Origin of the sequence: Kitasatospora kazusensis (assembly GCF_039529945.1) — a bacterium.
GTDB lineage: Bacteria > Actinomycetota > Actinomycetes > Streptomycetales > Streptomycetaceae > Kitasatospora > Kitasatospora kazusensis.
The window spans coordinates 96,208-111,512 of sequence record NZ_BAAANT010000005.1; the positions used below are offsets into that span (position 1 = coordinate 96,208).

Annotated in this window: 14 protein-coding genes; 8 read left to right on the forward strand and 6 right to left on the reverse strand. The window is 73.3% G+C overall.

The features are described from left to right. Positions 1 to 138: 138 nt before the first annotated feature. Both ABD330_RS06505 and ABD330_RS06510 read right to left on the reverse strand, forming a co-directional pair. The gene (locus tag ABD330_RS06505) at positions 139 to 843 is read right to left on the reverse strand and encodes a response regulator (protein WP_344461713.1); all 705 of its coding nucleotides are present in this window, start codon (positions 841 to 843) and stop codon (positions 139 to 141) included. Continuing rightward, positions 840 to 2,450 carry a sensor histidine kinase gene (locus ABD330_RS06510; RefSeq protein ID WP_344461715.1) on the reverse strand — a complete coding sequence of 537 codons (1,611 nt, stop codon included), beginning with the start codon at positions 2,448 to 2,450 and terminating at the stop codon, positions 840 to 842. The genes ABD330_RS06505 and ABD330_RS06510 overlap by 4 nt, the downstream gene beginning before the upstream one ends. Before the next feature lie 154 nt (positions 2,451 to 2,604). Between ABD330_RS06510 and ABD330_RS06515 the strand changes: the two genes are divergently transcribed. Further along, entirely contained in the window at positions 2,605 to 3,972 is a 1,368-nt protein-coding gene (locus ABD330_RS06515; protein ID WP_344461717.1) for a cation:dicarboxylate symporter family transporter, read from the forward strand. Between the two features lie 400 nt (positions 3,973 to 4,372). Beyond that, positions 4,373 to 4,705, forward strand: coding sequence for a hypothetical protein (locus ABD330_RS06520; RefSeq protein WP_344461719.1), 333 nt, complete (start codon positions 4,373 to 4,375; stop codon positions 4,703 to 4,705). A 160-nt stretch (positions 4,706 to 4,865) separates the two neighbouring features. Here ABD330_RS06520 and ABD330_RS06525 read toward each other — a convergent pair whose 3' ends face one another. Then, positions 4,866 to 5,849, reverse strand: coding sequence for a LuxR C-terminal-related transcriptional regulator (locus ABD330_RS06525; RefSeq protein WP_344461721.1), 984 nt, complete (start codon positions 5,847 to 5,849; stop codon positions 4,866 to 4,868). 440 nt (positions 5,850 to 6,289) lie between these two features. On the opposite strand from ABD330_RS06525, the gene ABD330_RS06530 reads away from it, so the two are divergent. Together ABD330_RS06530 and ABD330_RS06535 are read left to right on the forward strand one after the other, a co-directional pair. Next, on the forward strand, positions 6,290 to 6,907 hold the full coding sequence (locus tag ABD330_RS06530) for an SDR family NAD(P)-dependent oxidoreductase (RefSeq protein WP_344461723.1): 618 nt from the start codon (positions 6,290 to 6,292) through the stop codon (positions 6,905 to 6,907). A 78-nt stretch (positions 6,908 to 6,985) separates the two neighbouring features. Then, on the forward strand, positions 6,986 to 8,260 hold the full coding sequence (locus tag ABD330_RS06535) for an IS701 family transposase (RefSeq protein ID WP_344461725.1): 1,275 nt from the start codon (positions 6,986 to 6,988) through the stop codon (positions 8,258 to 8,260). 215 nt (positions 8,261 to 8,475) lie between these two features. Here the strand turns inward: ABD330_RS06535 and ABD330_RS06540 are convergent, their stop codons facing one another. The 3 genes from ABD330_RS06540 to ABD330_RS06550 form a co-directional block, all read right to left on the reverse strand. Continuing rightward, positions 8,476 to 9,465: a hypothetical protein gene (locus ABD330_RS06540; RefSeq protein ID WP_344461727.1), complete on the reverse strand. Its 990-nt coding sequence runs from the start codon at positions 9,463 to 9,465 to the stop codon at positions 8,476 to 8,478. 125 nt (positions 9,466 to 9,590) lie between these two features. Then, entirely contained in the window at positions 9,591 to 10,814 is a 1,224-nt protein-coding gene (locus ABD330_RS06545) for an ABC transporter substrate-binding protein (RefSeq protein ID WP_344461729.1), read from the reverse strand. Positions 10,815 to 11,144: 330 nt separating this feature from the next. After that, a complete protein-coding gene (locus ABD330_RS06550) occupies positions 11,145 to 12,521 on the reverse strand; it encodes a cytochrome P450 (protein WP_344461731.1) in 1,377 nt (458 codons plus the stop codon). A gap of 435 nt (positions 12,522 to 12,956) precedes the next feature. On the opposite strand from ABD330_RS06550, the gene ABD330_RS06555 reads away from it, so the two are divergent. The 4 genes from ABD330_RS06555 to ABD330_RS06570 all read left to right on the forward strand — a co-directional run bounded on the left by ABD330_RS06555 (position 12,957) and on the right by ABD330_RS06570 (position 15,287). Continuing rightward, positions 12,957 to 13,340: a hypothetical protein gene (locus tag ABD330_RS06555; RefSeq protein ID WP_344461733.1), complete on the forward strand. Its 384-nt coding sequence runs from the start codon at positions 12,957 to 12,959 to the stop codon at positions 13,338 to 13,340. Then, positions 13,337 to 14,329 carry a DUF4388 domain-containing protein gene (locus ABD330_RS06560; RefSeq protein ID WP_344461735.1) on the forward strand — a complete coding sequence of 331 codons (993 nt, stop codon included), beginning with the start codon at positions 13,337 to 13,339 and terminating at the stop codon, positions 14,327 to 14,329. The genes ABD330_RS06555 and ABD330_RS06560 overlap by 4 nt, the downstream gene beginning before the upstream one ends. A 34-nt stretch (positions 14,330 to 14,363) precedes the next feature. Further along, positions 14,364 to 14,798, forward strand: coding sequence for a roadblock/LC7 domain-containing protein (locus tag ABD330_RS06565; RefSeq protein ID WP_344461737.1), 435 nt, complete (start codon positions 14,364 to 14,366; stop codon positions 14,796 to 14,798). Positions 14,799 to 14,912: 114 nt separating this feature from the next. After that, positions 14,913 to 15,287, forward strand: a complete 375-nt coding sequence (locus ABD330_RS06570) for a hypothetical protein (RefSeq protein WP_344461739.1) — start codon at positions 14,913 to 14,915, stop codon at positions 15,285 to 15,287. Positions 15,288 to 15,305: the final 18 nt, after the last annotated feature.

Here is a 15,305-nt window from a genome sequence, read left to right on the forward strand (position 1 = left end):
AAACCGGGGGCGCGGGGAACTGCGCGAGGGCGGGAGGCAACGGTCTGCACTCTTCCGGTTTCGCGCAGTTCCTCGCGCCCCTGGCGGTGGCTGAGCGAGTGCCCAGGGCGGAGCCCTGGCCGTGGCTGAGCGGGTTGGCTATCTGGCGGGTGGGCGCCAGCGGTAGTGGAGTTCCGGGCGGCCTACCTGGCCGTAGCGGGGTTCGCGGAGGGCGAGGCCGGTGTCGACGAGGTGTTCGAGGTAGCGGCGGGCGGTGATGCGGGAGACGCCGGCGGCGGTGGCGGCTCCGGCGGAGGAGAGGCCGTCGGCGGCGGCGCGCAGGACGGCGGCGACGGTGTCCAGGGTCTCGGCGCTCAGGCCCTTCGGGAGGGCGGTGCGGTCGGGGGTGCGCAGGACGGCGAAGGCCTGGTCGACCTCGTCCTGGCCGGTGGCCTCGCCCGTGCGGGCGAGGGTGTCCCGGTAGCGGGCGTACCGGTCGAGGCGGTCGCGCAGGGAGGCGCTGCTGAAGGGCTTCAGCAGGTACTGGACCACGCCCGCCGAGACGGCCTGCCGCACCGTCGCCAGTTCGCGGGCCGAGGTGACGGCGATGATGTCCGTCCCGTGACCGGCCGCCCGCAGGGTGCGGCAGAGCTGTAGGCCGTGGCCGTCCGGGAGGTGCAGGTCCAGCAGGGTCAGGCCGACGGGGGTACCGGCTGCCCGGGCGCGTTCCAGCAGCCGCAGCGCCTCGGCACAACTGTGCGCCGTACCGGCCACCCGGAAGCCCGGGGTGCGCTCCACATAGAGGGCGTGCGCGGCGGCCGCCACGGGGTCGTCCTCGACCACCAGGACGTCGATGTCGTTCACCGGGCCGGCTCCCGCTGCAGCGGGAGCCGGACGGTCAGCACCGCGCCACGCTCCCGGCCGACCTCGACGGTGCCGCCGTTGCGGCGGGCGGTCTGGGCGACCAGGGCCAGGCCGAGGCCACGGCCGCTGCTCTTGGTGCTCCAGCCCCGGACGAAAACCTCGGACACGGCGTCCGGGTCGATGCCCGGTCCGGTGTCGGCGACCTGGAGCAGCAGTTCGCCGCCGTCCACCCGCGCTGTGACCGTCACCTCGGGCGGACCGGAGCGAGTGGCGGTGCCCTCGACGGCGGCGTCCACCGCGTTGTCGACCAGGTTGCCGAGCAGGGTGACCAGGTCGCGCGGGGTCAGTCCGGGCGGCAGGACGCCGTCGTCGATCCGGCTGTCCTCGGTGAGGGTGAGCTCGACGCCGCGCTCCGCCGCCTGGGCGGCCTTGCCGAGCAGGAGGGCGGCGAGCACCGGTTCGGCGACCGCCGCGACCACCCGGTCGGTGAGTTGTTGGGCGAGGGCGAGTTCGGCGGTGGCGAACTCCACCGCCTCGCGGTGGCGGCCGAGTTCGATCAGCGAGACCACCGCGTGCAGCCGGTTCGCGGCTTCGTGCGCCTGGGCGCCGAGCGCGTCGGCGAAGCCGCGTACGGAGTCCAACTCGCCGGACAGCGACTGGAGTTCGGTGTGATCCCGGAGGGTGACCACGGTGCCGAGGCCCGCGCCGACCGCCGAGGTGTTGAGTACCACCACCCGTTCGGCGGTGAGGTGCAGCTCGTCCCGCACCGGCTCCGGATCCGTCAGGGCGCGGGCGAGCGCCTCGGGCAGGCCGAGGCCGGCCACCGGCAGACCCACCGACTCGTCCGGGAGGCCGAGGAGTTCGCGTGCCGCGTCGTTGCAGAGCAGCACCCGCTGCCGCTGGTCGAGCAGCACCAGCCCCTCGCGCACCGAGTGCAGCGTCGCCTGGTGGTAGTCGTACAGGTGGCTCAGCTCGGCCGCGCCCATGCCGTGGGTGTGCCGCCGCAGCCGGGCGCCCACCAGGTAGCTGGCGAAGCCGCCCAGCGCCAGCGCGGCGAGCGCGACACCGGCCAGTTCGAGCAGTTGGAGCCGCAGCCCGGCGCTGATCGACTCCACCTTGATCCCGGCGCTGACCAGCGCGACCACGTGCCGCTGCCCGTCGAACACCGGCGTGACCACCCGGACGGACGGGCCGAGCGTGCCCGTGTACGTCTCGGGGAAGGTCTGCCCCGCGAGCGCCCGGTCGATGTGCCCGAGGAAGGGCTTGCCGATCTGCGCCGGGTCGGGGTGCGTCCAGCGCACGCCGCGGGTGTCCATGACGGTGACGAAGGCGACCCCGGTGTCCCGGCGGACCTGCTCCGCGTAGGGCTGGAGCACCGCCGACGGGTCGGGCCCGGCGGCGGCCTCCCGGACGGCCGGGGAGTCGGCGACGGCCCGGGCGGTGGCGGTGACCTGCCGGACGGCGGAGTCCTCGGCCCGGTCGGCGGCGAACAGGTACGCGAAGACCGCGCCGCCCGCGACCACGGCGGCCACGATCACGATCTGCACCGCGAACAGCCGGCCCGCGAGGCCGCCCAGGCGTCGGCGCGGCGGGAGGTTCGGGGTCATGCCAGCCAGTATGCCCGTCCGGCCGGGCCTCCCCCGGGGCGGCCGATCCGCCGGACGTGAACTCTATGAACGCAAACGTGACGGCCGTCACTGCGCCGCCCATAGTCGGATCGGCCCTCCCCCCGGGGCCGCCAGGAGCCGAAGGAGCCGCAGCATGACGACGATCCCAGCACCGGGCCGGGCCGGACCGGACCGCACCCACCGCCTCTACCTCGCCGTGCTCGCGGCGGTCGTCGCGGGCATCGTGGTCGGGCTCGCCGCGCCCGGCTTCGCCGTCGGGCTGAAGCCGGTCGGGACGGGCTTCGTCAACCTGATCAAGATGATGATCAGCCCGGTGATCTTCTGCACCATCGTGCTCGGGATCGGCTCGGTCTCCAAAGCCGCCAAGGTCGGCCGGGTCGGCGGGCTCGCGCTCGGCTACTTCCTGCTGATGTCCACCGTCGCACTCGGTCTCGGCCTGGCGGTCGGCAACCTGATCGAGCCCGGCTCCGGCCTGCACCTCACCCAGGCGCTCGCCAAGTCCGGCCACGCCCAGGTCGCGGGCGGCTCGCAGGGGACGGCGGACTTCCTGCTCGGCACCATCCCCACCACCGCGTTCTCCGCCCTCACCGACGGCAAGGTGCTGCAGACCCTGCTGGTCGCGCTGCTGGCCGGCTTCGCGCTGCAGGCGCTGGGCCCGGCCGGGGCGCCCGTGCTGCGCGGTGTCGAGCACCTCCAGCGGCTGGTGTTCCGGATCATGTCGATGATCATGTGGGTGGCGCCGGTCGGCGCCTTCGGCGCGATGGCGGCGGTGGTCGGCGCGACCGGGACGGCCGCGCTGAAGAGCCTCGGCGTCATCATGCTCGGCTTCTACCTGACCTGCGCGCTGTTCGTCGTCGTGGTGCTCGGTGCGCTGCTGCGGCTGGTGGCCGGGGTGAACGTGTTCGCGCTGCTGCGCTACCTCGGGCGGGAGTTCCTGCTGATCCTGTCCACCTCGTCCTCGGAGAGCGCGCTGCCGCGCCTGATCGCCAAGATGGAGCACCTGGGCGTGAGCCGCCCGGTGGTCGGCATCACCGTCCCGACCGGGTACAGCTTCAACCTCGACGGGACGGCCATCTACCTGACGATGTCCTCGATCTTCATCTCGCAGGCGATGGACCGGCCGATGTCGCTCGGCCAGCAGCTCTCGCTGCTCGTCTTCATGGTGATCGCCAGCAAGGGCGCCGCCGGGGTCACCGGCGCGGGTCTGGCCACCCTGGCGGGCGGCCTCCAGTCGCACCGGCCCGAACTGGTCGACGGGGTGGGCCTGATCGTCGGCATCGACCGCTTCATGTCGGAGGCCCGCGCACTGACCAACTTCGCCGGGAACGCGGTGGCCACCGTGCTGATCGGCCACTGGACGAAGGAGCTCGACCACCAGCGGATGCACCGAGTCCTCTCCGGCCAGGCCCCGTTCGACGAGAACTCACCCGCCGGGAGCACACCGGAGACCGGCCTCCCCGCCCAGCCCGAGGCTCCCGGGCTGGAGAAGACCTCGCTCTGAAACACCTCCGCAAGCCCGGGCCCGGGAGCCGCGTCACAGGACGGCGGCCTCCGGGCCCGGGCTTTTCGCCGTCCGGATCACCGCCGGGCGGGCGGTGGGTATTCGCACGGCCGTTGTGCCCCAACGGCCTTGTGCATAAAAAGCTTTGCCCGGCGGAATTCCGCAGTACACGACGTTTCCGTTCTCCCGGCCGTCCACTCGGCGCCCCACTTCCGACAGGCATGGCAAAGCGTTCTTCCTTCCCGTCTTGGCAGGAGTCTGCGAGGCAGCTTCCTGGCCGCTCCGGATAGGGACATGACGGAGTCCTCGATGGTGTCCTTGTTTCAACAGCGGAGCATCGCTCGAAGCAATCTTGAGTCCTGCTAAATCCTGCTCTTCACAGCCGACTTGGAGTTCTCCGATGTCCTTTTCCCGGCGCACCGTCCTGACCGCCGCAACCGCCAATGTCCTCACCGCCGCCGCACTCGCCGCAGCGCTGCACCTCGGCCTGGCCGGCGCCGGAGCGAGACCGGCCACGGTGCACCCGGCCCCGGCCGCCGCCCCCGGCGACTTCGTCTGGCCCGCCGCCGCACCTGCGGACTTCGTCTGGCCGGGCCTCGCCCCGACCCCCACCCCGGCCCCCACTCCGGCACCCGCGCCCGCCGCCGCGCAGACCCGGCTGACCCCCGCCGACTTCGTCTGGCCCGGCAGCGGGAGCGGCTCCACGACCACCCCGCCGCCCCCTGCCGCATAACAGGGCGCTCGGTACGTCGATTGCACGACCCGCCTTTCGGCGGCAGGACGCGGATCGGCACCGGCCACCCCCGGCCACCGACTTTCGTGTCGATGACATTGACGTGGTGTCACAGGAAATCACCGGCTGCCTCACGGCGGACACCCAGCCGGGCAATGGATCAAATCCAGTTCAGCCGAGCTGCTTTCACGCCGGCCTCGAACCGGCTCGACGCGTCCAGGCGCTCCATCAGCTCCGCGACGATGCGCCGCTCGGTCCGCACCCCGATCCCCAGCGCGCGCGCCACCGCCTCGTCGGTGAGCCCGGAGGCGAGCAGCCTCAACAGCTCCCGCTCCTGCGGAGTGAGACCACCGGCCACCGGAACCACCGGCTGCCCCATCGGCGTCGCGTGCTCCCAGTAGGCCTCGAACAGCGCCCGCATCGCCTGCACCACCACCAGACTGTGCAGGATCAGCGCGGTCGGCTGCTCGGCGTGCCGAGGACCGGCCACCACCGCGGTCGTCCCGTCGACGACCAGCAGCCGCATCGGCAGCGTCGGCGAGGTGCGGATCTCACTGCCCCGCTCCGCCATCCACTTCGCGTACTCCCGGGTCGTCCGGTCCCGCGCGATGCTGTCCAGGTAGACGGTCCGAAAGCGCGCTCCCTTGGCCAACGCCCGTTCGTTCAATGGCCGTCCGGCCTTGATGGACTCCTCCGGGAGGGCGCCGTCGGGGTGGAAGGCCAGCGACTCGTGCACGCAGCTCTCGGCCAGCGCCTCCAGGCGGGTCCGGATCTGGTCGAGTCCGCTGACCAGCTCCGAGTCGTCCAGGCCGCCGGCCTGACCCTGTGCCGCGTACTCGGCGGCCAGGGAGGCGAGCGCGGCCCGGTTCTGCTCGATCCGGTGCTGACGCTGCGCCAGTTCCTGCTGCTCGCGCTGGAGCAGGACCTCCAGACCGAGCGTGGGGCTGACCGCGCGTAACCGTCCCGGCTGCTCCCAGGAGGGCGCCAGCAGGGACAGCTCGATCAGCAGCGACAGCGTCTCGCTCACCTGCTCCTCCGGCAGGTTCAGCCGCTTGGCCAGAGCCGCGGGATCCGCCTCCCTGTGCAACAGGACCGCGCGGTAGACGGCGAGCGATCTCTGGTCAAGGTCGGCACCCTCGGACATCTGGAATCCCCTCGGTTCCGCGAACGCCACTGTGCAGACACTCACCTTAGCGGCGTGGGACACACGGGTGACCACCAAAAATCGAACATTTCGGTCCGCCTCGAACGTACGTCAGCGGTTCGCTTTCCCGATGTTTGGCAGGAGTCTGCGCGGCAGCTTCCTGGCTCTCCCGGAGGCGGACACCCGCGATCCGCAGTGGTTCCCTTGTCAGTAGAAGCCCTCGGAGCCGCTAACCGGCCCGTGAGAGCCCTGGGCCCCTCCTCCGACCAGGCCCGGCAGCCAAGGAGCACCGCCATGACCCCCCTCGGACATGCCCATGGCGGCGACCGCACCGAAGCGCCGGCCGACCCGCCGGACCGGATACGGACCACCCGGACCACCCGCCAGGACGCGCCGCCGTCCGCACTCCACGACGGCCACACCCGATCGGAGCACCACCTGTGTCCGCCACCCCACCCCCCACCACCCTCACCGCACTCGTCATGGACGGCGCGACCGGGCCCGGACGGATCGTCAGCACCCGCCTCTCGGCGGCCGGAGTCAACGTGGCCGTCGTGACCGTCTCGGACGGCGGGAGCGCCGCCTACCTCAGCAAGGAGCTCACCGGGCTCGGGCTCACCGCCCTGCCGTACCAGGTCGACCTGGACGACCCCGCCGACGTGGACAAGCTGCTGTCCGACATCGCGCAGGACCTCGGCCCGCTCGACCTGGTGGTCGACCTCCTCCCGCCGCAACCGCCGGAGGCCGCGGCCACCGGCGCCGGCCGGCAGCGCGCGGCCCTGCTGGAACTGCTGGCGACCGCCTGCAAGGGCGGCCGGCTGATCCTGCTGGCGGACCCGGACCCGCACCCGAACGGCGGCCCGTCCGACGGCCCGTACGACGGCCCGTACGACACCGAGGTCGACACCGTCCCGCTCCCGATGCCGCTGCCGGGCGGCTGGTCGGACCCGGCCGTCCCGCCCTCCGTCCACCAGAGCACCGCCAACGCGGTCCTCCTGCTGCTCGGCCTCCCCACCGGCACCACCGGCCCGGCCGAGAGCACGCCGTACGGCCTTTAGGCACCTCCCGAAGGATCCGGGGTCGTCCCCTCCGCACCAACGCCCTGTCAGACCCCGAGAAGAAGGTGGGACCCTCCCATGAGCGCAGGTCTGGTACGCCCCGGCCACCCGCTGCCTACCGACGCCCTCGGCGACCTCGGCGACTCGCTGGGCACCCTCTGCGACCTGGTGCTCGCCTCGATGCAGCGCAGCGACCAGCGGGCCAAGGGCGAGCTGTACGCCCGGGGCCTGCTGCTCACCGAAGGCACCAAGTCGATGCGCAACATCGCGCTGCACCTGGGCCCCGAGGCCCGGGGCCAGAGCATGCACCACTTCATCAGCTCCTCCACCTGGGACTGGCGGCCCGTCCGGGAGGCGCTCGCCCGGCACCTGGAGCGGGTGCTCGCGCCGCCGGCCTGGGTCCTGCGTCCGATGGTCGTCCGCAAGGACGGGGAGCACAGCGTCGGCGTGACCCGCCGGGTCGACCCCGACTCCGGACGGATCGTCAACAGCCAGCGGGCGTACGGACTCTGGGCCGCCTCACGACAGCTGTCCGTCCCGTTCAACTGGAGCCTCCACCTCCCCGCCGACTGGCTGGAGGACCGCGTCCGGCGGAACCGGGCGAAGATCCCCGAGCGCTGGGGGACGATCACGCCGGGACAGTGCGCGGGCCGGGTGCTGACCGAGGTGCTGGACGGCTGGGGGCTCACCGCGCGGCCCGTGGTGCTGGAGCTGGGATCCGAGGAGTCGGCCGCCGTGATGACGGCCTGCTCGGCGACCGGAGTGCCCTTCCTGGCCCGGATCCCGGGCGGAACGCCGCTCAGCGGGGCCGATCCGACCCTGCCGGACCGCTCCGGGCAGGAGATCACCGCGCAGCAGCTGCTGGGCGGGGTCGCGGCCCGGACCCTGCGGCGGCCGGTCCAGTGGTGGGACCCGGTCGAGGAGACGGCCCGCACCACGCTGGCCGCCGCCGTCCAGGTCCGGCTGCCGCGCGGCCGGGGCCCCGACCGGCCCCCGGCCCGCCCACGGCCGGCCACCCTGCCCGGCCCCTACCGCCCGTCCCGGCCCGGCCCGCAGCCCGGCAGCCCCCGGACACTCACCCTGCTGGGCGAGTGGAGCGACATCCGGAGCTGGCCGACCGAGTTCTGGCTCACCGACCTGACCGGCCCGCCCGGACGGCTGCTCCGGCTCGCCAAGCTCGCCCGCCGGGTCGACCGGGACTTCGCCGAGGTCGGCGAGCAGGTCGGGCTCGCCGAGTTCAAGGGCCGCTCTTTCGAAGGCTGGCACCGGCACGCCACCCTGGCCTCGGTCGCCCACGCGGTACGGGCGCTGGCTGCCACTGCGGGCGCCTACGCGTTGGAGCCTTCGGCCTGAGGCCCACCCGACGCTCACGGGCAACCACAGCAGAGGCGCGAGGAACGGCGCGCGCAACCGTGCACCTCCGTAGAGGGCCGGTCGCGCAGTTCCCCGCGCCCCCAAGGGCCCACCCCACGCACACGGGCAACCACCTCAGGGGCGCGAGGAACCGCGCGCGCAACCGTGCACCTCCGTAGAGGGCCGGTCGCGCAGTTCCCCGCGCCCCCAAGGGCTCACCCGTCGCACACGAGCCCCCCGGCGAGGGTCTCGTAGGTGCCGCCGCTGAGGGCCCAGGCCAGGCCCGTGGCCGGGTCCTCGATGGCGGCGTGGAGGTAGTGGAGTTCGTCGGCCGGGTCGGACCAGGTGAAGCAGCGGAGGCGGGCGATCAGGCGTTCGATCTCGCGGGCCACCACCCGGGGCTCGCCCGTCATCGCGGCCAGGACCCGCCAGAGTGCGAGCCGCCCCTGGGCGGTGCCGGCCGCCGGGTCGTCCGAGGCGGCCTGGACGAGCGCCGGGTAGGCCTGGGCGAACGGGATGAAACCACCGGTGACCTGACGGCCCGAGGCCAGCTGGGCCGCCGCGTCCGGGGCGGTGCCGCGTACGCAGATCGCCTCCGCCCACGGCGAGAAGCCGCCGAGCAGCCGGGTCGCCTCCTGGCCCGAGGAGGCGACCCGGCCGGGCGCGGGGAGTTCCACCGGCCCGAGGCCTTCCCGTCCGGCGGGCAGCGCAAGCAGGGCCCGGCGCGCGCCGCCGTCCCGCAGGTACTCCCGGACGCGGCTGCGCTCGTCCCAGCCCGCCGTCTCCCAGTGCTCCAGCGCGAGCGGGACGGCCTCCCGGTCGGGCTCCGCGTCGTGCCGCAGGTCCTCGCCGAGCAGCACCCGGGTGTGCGCGACGAGCCGCCGGACGGGTGCCGGGCCGAGCAGCGGGGCCAGCCGGCGCCAGGAGTGCCGGGTGGCCAGCACCTCCCAGAGCGGCCCGGCGTCGTGGTCGCCCACTGTTGCCGTGGACCCGGGGGCGCCGTCCGGGTCGAAGAGCCTGGCCGCCAGCTCGGGCGGCGCGCCGTAGGCGATGAGGTGGCCGGCCGGCGCCGCCGCGGCCGCCCCGTGTGCGTCGCCGCCGAGGGCGACACCGGCCGCCCGGGTCCGCCGGTAGACGTCGAGCAGCTCCGCCCAGCGCTCCTGGCCGGCCAGTGTCCGCAGCTTGCGGTCCTCGTGGGTGATCACATTTTCAGCGTACGACCCCCGGCCCGCCATGAGCTGATGGCCGGTCGGGCCCGCGCGTCGGCGCGGGCCCGCCCGGCGGGGCCGGCGTGCAGGCCCGGCAGGCCCGGCGCGCGGGCCCGGCGGTGCTACTGCGGCGGCTTCCCGCCGGTGAGCACCCAGCGGACGTCGACGAAGCCGCTCTGCTGCTGGGCCAGCTTGCCGTCCTGGACCTGCTGGAAGGTCACCCAGGTGTTGACCAGCCGCGGCGACTGCGCACTGGGCAGCATGTCGGTCTGGCCCCAGCTCAGCGCGGGGGTGACGCCGCCGGTGTCGAGGGTGTCCCCGCTGTCCAGCTGCGCGCGCAGGTCCTTGGCGGTGAGCGGCTTGCCGGCCGAGTTCAGCCGGTCGGCCGCCTGGATGAGCACCTGGTAGGCGACCCAGGTGGTCTGCACGGCGAGGTCGGAGGTGACGATCCGGGGGTCGCCGCCGGCCTCGGACCGCAGCGTGTCCCAGACGTGGGCCGACTCCGGCGGGTACCAGCCGGTCGCGTAGGTGCCGTTGAGCGGGCCGTTGGCCCCGCCGGTGGAGTCGATCACGGACTGCTGGACGCTGCCGATCACCGAGCCGAACAGGGTGTGCCGGGGGTTCAGCTGCCGGTACGCGTCGAGCAGCTTCAGGGTCTGCTCGGGGCCGAGCGCGTTGGTCACGCAGCCGCCGCGCTGGTCGCCGTTGACCGCCTTGCTCACGGTGCCGCCGAAGTCGGCCGTCTTGTCCGGGACCTTGACGTCGACCATCGCGACCCCGTCCGGCTGCAGCGCGCTCGCCAGGTAGGTGGTCAGCGTGTCCCCGGCCGGGGTGTCGGGCCGGATGACGGCCACGCTGCGGCACCCCGCCGCCACCAGCTGGCGTCCGCTGCCGGCGATCAGCGCGGGGGTGCCCCCGGCCACCGGGTAGGAGAGCGGACTGCTGAACTCCGGCCCGGAGAGGCCGTATCCGCCGATGTAGGGGATGCCGGCCGACTCCAGCACCGGCATGAAGCTGTCGGCGTACTGGCTGTAGGAGCCGACCACCGCGACCACCTTGGCGTCCACCGCCTGCCGCACGCAGGCCGTCGCGCCGGCGGCGGTGTTGTGGTCGTTGCAGGTGATGACCCGCAGCTTGCCGCCGTGCATCCCGCCCTTGGTGTCGACGTCCCGGCCGATCGCCTCGGCCAGCGCGGTCACGCCGGGCCGGTCGTCGCTGCCGGTGGCCGAGGGGGCCCAGGTCATCACCGTGTAGTCGCCGCCGCCCCCGCCCGGCGCGGCCGCCGAACTCGCGCAGGCGGAGAGCGCGAGCAGGGCGGGCAGCAGGGCCAGCGCGGTGGCCGCCACGCCTGCCCTGCCTCCCGTACCCGGTCTCCGGTCATGGGACGGTGCGCTCCGGCTGGTCATCTCGACTGCTCCTCGCTGGGCTCCTGGCGATGTGCGAATCGACCCTGACGTGATCACGCACTCGCTCGGCGCACAGCAAATCCGGCCCAGCGCAAGGCCAGAGAGACGAAACGCGAACGTCAGGAGGACGCCCGGGTAACAGCAGGGGGTCCGATGGATGGAGTACAGACGTCCGGCGAGGCAACGGCGCCGGTCGAAGAGGTGCCGCCGGGCCGGCCGGTCACCCCCGGACCGGCCGCCGGATCACATGAACAGTGAACGGTGGATGCATTATTGACGGTTCGTCAGGCGGATCCGGACCGGTCCCTCGGCCTGCAGGGTGAGGGTCTGGCCCACCGGAACCTCGGTGTCGACCGCCTCGAAGTCGAATGCCCGCAGCAGCGCGGCCAACGACAGCACGGACTCCAGCATCGAGAAGTGCTGCCCGATGCAGGCGCGCGGTCCGCCACCGAACGGATACCAGGCGTAGCGGTGCCGGGCCGCCTCCCGCTCGGGGGTGAAGCGGTCGGGGTCGAAGTCGGCCGGGTTCTCCCAGTGCTCGGGGTGCCGATGGGTCACCCACGGCGAGACGATCACGTCCGCCCCGGCGGGGATCCGCTGCCCGTCGATCTCGCAGTCGGCGACCGCACGCCGCCCGACCAGCCCGGCCGCCGGATAGAGCCGCATCGCCTCCTTGAGCACCCGGGTCAGGTACGGCAGCGCCTCCAGGTCCGCCGCGACCGGCGTGCGCCCGTCGGCCAGCACCGCGTCGACCTCCGCGCGGGCCCGCTCGCGCTGCCCGGGGTGCAGGGCCAGCAGGTGCAGTGCGAAGGTCAGCGAGGTCGCGGTGGTCTCGTGGCCCGCGAGCAGGAACACCAGGACCTGGTCCCGGAGTTCGGACGCGTTCAGCTGCTCGCCGTGCTCACCGCGCGCCGCCGCGAGCAGCCCGAGCAGGTCCACCGCCTCGTCGGACGTACCGGCCTCGCCGACCCCCTGCGCGCGCCGCCTGGCGATGATCTCGTCGCAGACCCGGTAGAGCTCGGTCTGCGCGGTGAGCGCCCGGCGGTTGGTCGGCGTCGGCCACTGGCGCGGGATCCGCACCGGCGCGAAGCCCCGGTCCATGATGTACTCGCCCAGCACCGGGAAGCTCGTCCGGACGGCCTCGATCGCCGCCTCCACGTCGGTGCCGAACAGGATCCGGGCCACCGTGCGCAGCGCGAACCGCGACATCTCGCCGACCGTGTCCACCACCCCGTCCGGCACCGCCGACCAGCGCTCCACCAGCGCCTGCGACTCGATGCCGATCGCGCCGGCGTAACCGTCCACCCGCCTGCGGGTGAACAGTGGCTGGATCAGGCGCCGTTGACGCTGGTAGTCGCCGTCCTGCGCGGTCAGCAGCCCGTTGCCGAGGCTGATTCTGAGCTCCTCGTACAGCGCGCTCTCCTTGCGGAAGTTGGCCGCCTGACCGGCCAGGACCTGCTGCACCCCCTCCGGCGAGAACACCATGTAGAACTCGGCCCGCAGGCCGGGCGGCCCGGCGGTGAAGCGCACCACGTCGCCGTAGTCGCGCTGCGCGTCCAGGCAGGCCCGTAGGGGGTCCCGGGTGAGCTCGAACATCGAGCCGATCAGGGGCAGTCCGGACGGGCCGGGTATCCGGGTGGTGGGCATGGCATCACTCCTGAGCTGGGCTGGACCCGACCGGGCCGGGCCGTGTCGGACCGGGCCGCTCGGGGGCTTGATGTGCGCCAGCGCCAAGGTAACTGACAGATCATCACCGCATAAGGGCGCATACGGGGGCGGTCGTCCGGATACGACCGAGCCGCCCCGGTGGCGCAAATCGAGCGGTATGCTTTTCGGCCAACGTCCCAACCCGGCTTCTACCAGGGGACATTGGCGATCGGACAGGTCAGCGGCGGGTCGCCGGCGGGCTCCTGGGGCGCTCCGACTGTCCGGAAACCGTCGAACGATCATCGAATATGACTACGACATTTTCATCACACCCTCACCGCCAGTAGCCTTCCGTGTCGGATGCGCCACTGGACGTAGTGATGCGCGCCGCGCCGTAGCGATTCCCTGCCCGAATCCCTGCCCGAAGGAGCCCGCGTGCCAGGTATCGACGAGTGCCTGTCCGAGGCGATGTCGATCGCCGGAGCGCGCGGCGTGAGCCTCATCGACTGGAGCAGCGGACTCTCCCTCGGGCAGGCCGGCACCGGCCCGAACGGGGACCACGAGGCGGTAGCGGCCGAGGTGACCGACCTGGCCAGGGCCGCCGCCGACAGCCCGACCTTCGCCGATCCGGAGGACCCGCGCACACCGCTGCGGGACCTCATCCTCACCGCGAACGCCAGTTACCACCTGCTCTGCTTCGTCGACACCGTCTTCGACAGCAGGCTGGTCCTGTACCTGTGGCTGGACCGCGCGGCGGGGAACCTGGCCTCCGCCCGGTTCCGGCTCCAGGCTCTCGCCGAGGAGTTGGTCCTGGGATGACCGCCACGGTGGGAGCACCAGGCGAGACCGTCGAGCGGCTGGCCGCCGCCGGGGCCACCGGCGCGCTGCGCGGCGCGGGCGGCACGGTCTACCTCGTCGAGGGGCGCGTGGTCCACGTCGAGAGCGGTCTGGCCACCGGCCTGGCCACCGTCCTCACCGCCTGCGGCCGGGTCTCCCCCGCGACCTGGCTGCAGACCGTACGCGCCTACGGCCCCGAACACCGGGTCGGGCGGATGCTGGTCGAGCGGGGCCACCTGACCCGGGGCGAGCTGGAGCTCTGCCACCTGGACGCCCTGTACGACGCGGCGTTCTTCACGCTCACCGCCCGGACCACGACGGGCGTCTTCGAACCCGGCGTCCGGCACTGGCTCGGCCCGGTGAACCTGGTCGGCGCCCGGGCACTGCGCCGGGAAACCGTACGCCGCCGGGACCTGCTGGAGCGGATCTGGCCGTGGCCGCAGGTCGACACCTCACCCGTCCGGCCCGGCCTGGCCGACCCCCGGGCCCGGCAGCGGCTCGGCCCGCGCCGGTGCCGGCTGCTGGAGCTGGCCGACGGCCGAAGAACACCGGCGGACATCGCCCGGCTGCTGGGCCGCTCCGCCTTCGCCACCACGGTCGAGATCCGGCGCCTCGCCGCGAGCGGCCTGGTCGAGACCCCGGCTCCCGAACCGCTGCGTCCCGCTCCGCCGCTCACCCGCCCACCACGTCCCGTGCCGCAACCTCCCGGGTTGCCGTCTGCCGGGTTGCCGTCTCGCGGGCCGTGGTCTTCGGAGCCCCGGGCCTTCGAGAGCGCCCCCGCCGCTCCGCCGCCGCCGGGCGAACCGCGCCGGGCGGCCCGGGCCGGACCCGGGCTGCTGCGCCGGAATCCCGGCGAGAGCCTCGCCCACCCCCGCCAACCCCGGCACGCGGCAGTTCACCCGCTGTCCGTCCACGACCCGGACGTCGCCCTGCTGACCCGGGTCCTCACCGCACTGGAGGACCGACTGTGACTCCCTCTCCGCCCGCAGCCCAGCTCTCGTGGTCATGAGGCGGGCGCTGAAGCAGCGCATCGGAAGGAGACCACCCATCGCTCTGGAGACCGACCTGCTGGCCGAACTTCGCGCCCTGCGCCACCGGGTGCCGCACCTGGCGGGCGGCCTGGTGGCCAGCGTGGACGGCCTGCTGATGGCCCACGACACCCACGACACCGAACCCTCGGGGCTGGCCGCGCTCACGGCAGCCGCCCTCGGCGTGGCCCAGCGGCTGGCCGACGCCACCGGGCAGGGCGAGTTCAAGGAGTCGCTGGTCCGGGGCGAGCACGGCTACGTGGCGACCTACGCGGCGGGCACCGTCTGCGTGCTGACGGTGCTCTCCTACCCGGCCGTCAACGTGGGCCGCCTGCACCTGGAGGGGCGCCGCTCGGCGGAGCGCATCGGCGCGCTGCTGGACGGCACCTTCGGGCCGAAGGAGGTGGAGTGACCGCCGCCACCGACCCCTAGAACACGTCCGGCCCGGAGCACGTCCGGCCCGGAGCACGTCCGACCGCACCGCAGAACCGATCACCTCCCAGATCCGAAGGAACCGAGGACCGACATGACCGACGTGGACAACACCCTCCGAGCGACCATGACCTCCATCGAGGGCGCGATCGGAGCCGCCCTGGTGGACTACAACAGCGGCATGGCCCTGGGCACCGTCGACGGCCCCGGCGGGCTGGACCTGAGCGTGGCCGCCGCGGGCAACACCGACGTCGTCCGCGCCAAGATGCGCACGATGGAGATGCTCGGCCTCAAGGACGGCATCGAGGACATCCTGATCACGCTGACCAACCAGTACCACCTGATCAGGCCGCTCACCAGCCGCAGCGGGAAGGGCCTGTTCCTCTACCTGGCCCTGGACAAGGGCCGCGCCAATCTGGCGATGGCCCGCCACCAGCTGGCCCGGATCGAAGCCGACCTGGAGGTCTGACCCCGTACGGCGCGCCGA

What these genes read in the sequence shown, in the direction of transcription:
- ABD330_RS06510 (WP_344461715.1), bottom strand. Translation starts at nt 2,450, where the DNA reads ATGACCCCGAACCTCCCGCCGCGCCGACGCCTGGGCGGCCTCGCGGGC.
- ABD330_RS06515 (WP_344461717.1), top strand. Translation starts at nt 2,605, where the DNA reads ATGACGACGATCCCAGCACCGGGCCGGGCCGGACCGGACCGCACCCAC.
- ABD330_RS06520 (WP_344461719.1), top strand. Translation starts at nt 4,373, where the DNA reads ATGTCCTTTTCCCGGCGCACCGTCCTGACCGCCGCAACCGCCAATGTC.
- ABD330_RS06525 (WP_344461721.1), bottom strand. Translation starts at nt 5,849, where the DNA reads ATGTCCGAGGGTGCCGACCTTGACCAGAGATCGCTCGCCGTCTACCGC.
- ABD330_RS06535 (WP_344461725.1), top strand. Translation starts at nt 6,986, where the DNA reads ATGAGCGCAGGTCTGGTACGCCCCGGCCACCCGCTGCCTACCGACGCC.
- ABD330_RS06550 (WP_344461731.1), bottom strand. Translation starts at nt 12,521, where the DNA reads ATGCCCACCACCCGGATACCCGGCCCGTCCGGACTGCCCCTGATCGGC.
- ABD330_RS06560 (WP_344461735.1), top strand. Translation starts at nt 13,337, where the DNA reads ATGACCGCCACGGTGGGAGCACCAGGCGAGACCGTCGAGCGGCTGGCC.
- ABD330_RS06565 (WP_344461737.1), top strand. Translation starts at nt 14,364, where the DNA reads ATGAGGCGGGCGCTGAAGCAGCGCATCGGAAGGAGACCACCCATCGCT.
- ABD330_RS06570 (WP_344461739.1), top strand. Translation starts at nt 14,913, where the DNA reads ATGACCGACGTGGACAACACCCTCCGAGCGACCATGACCTCCATCGAG.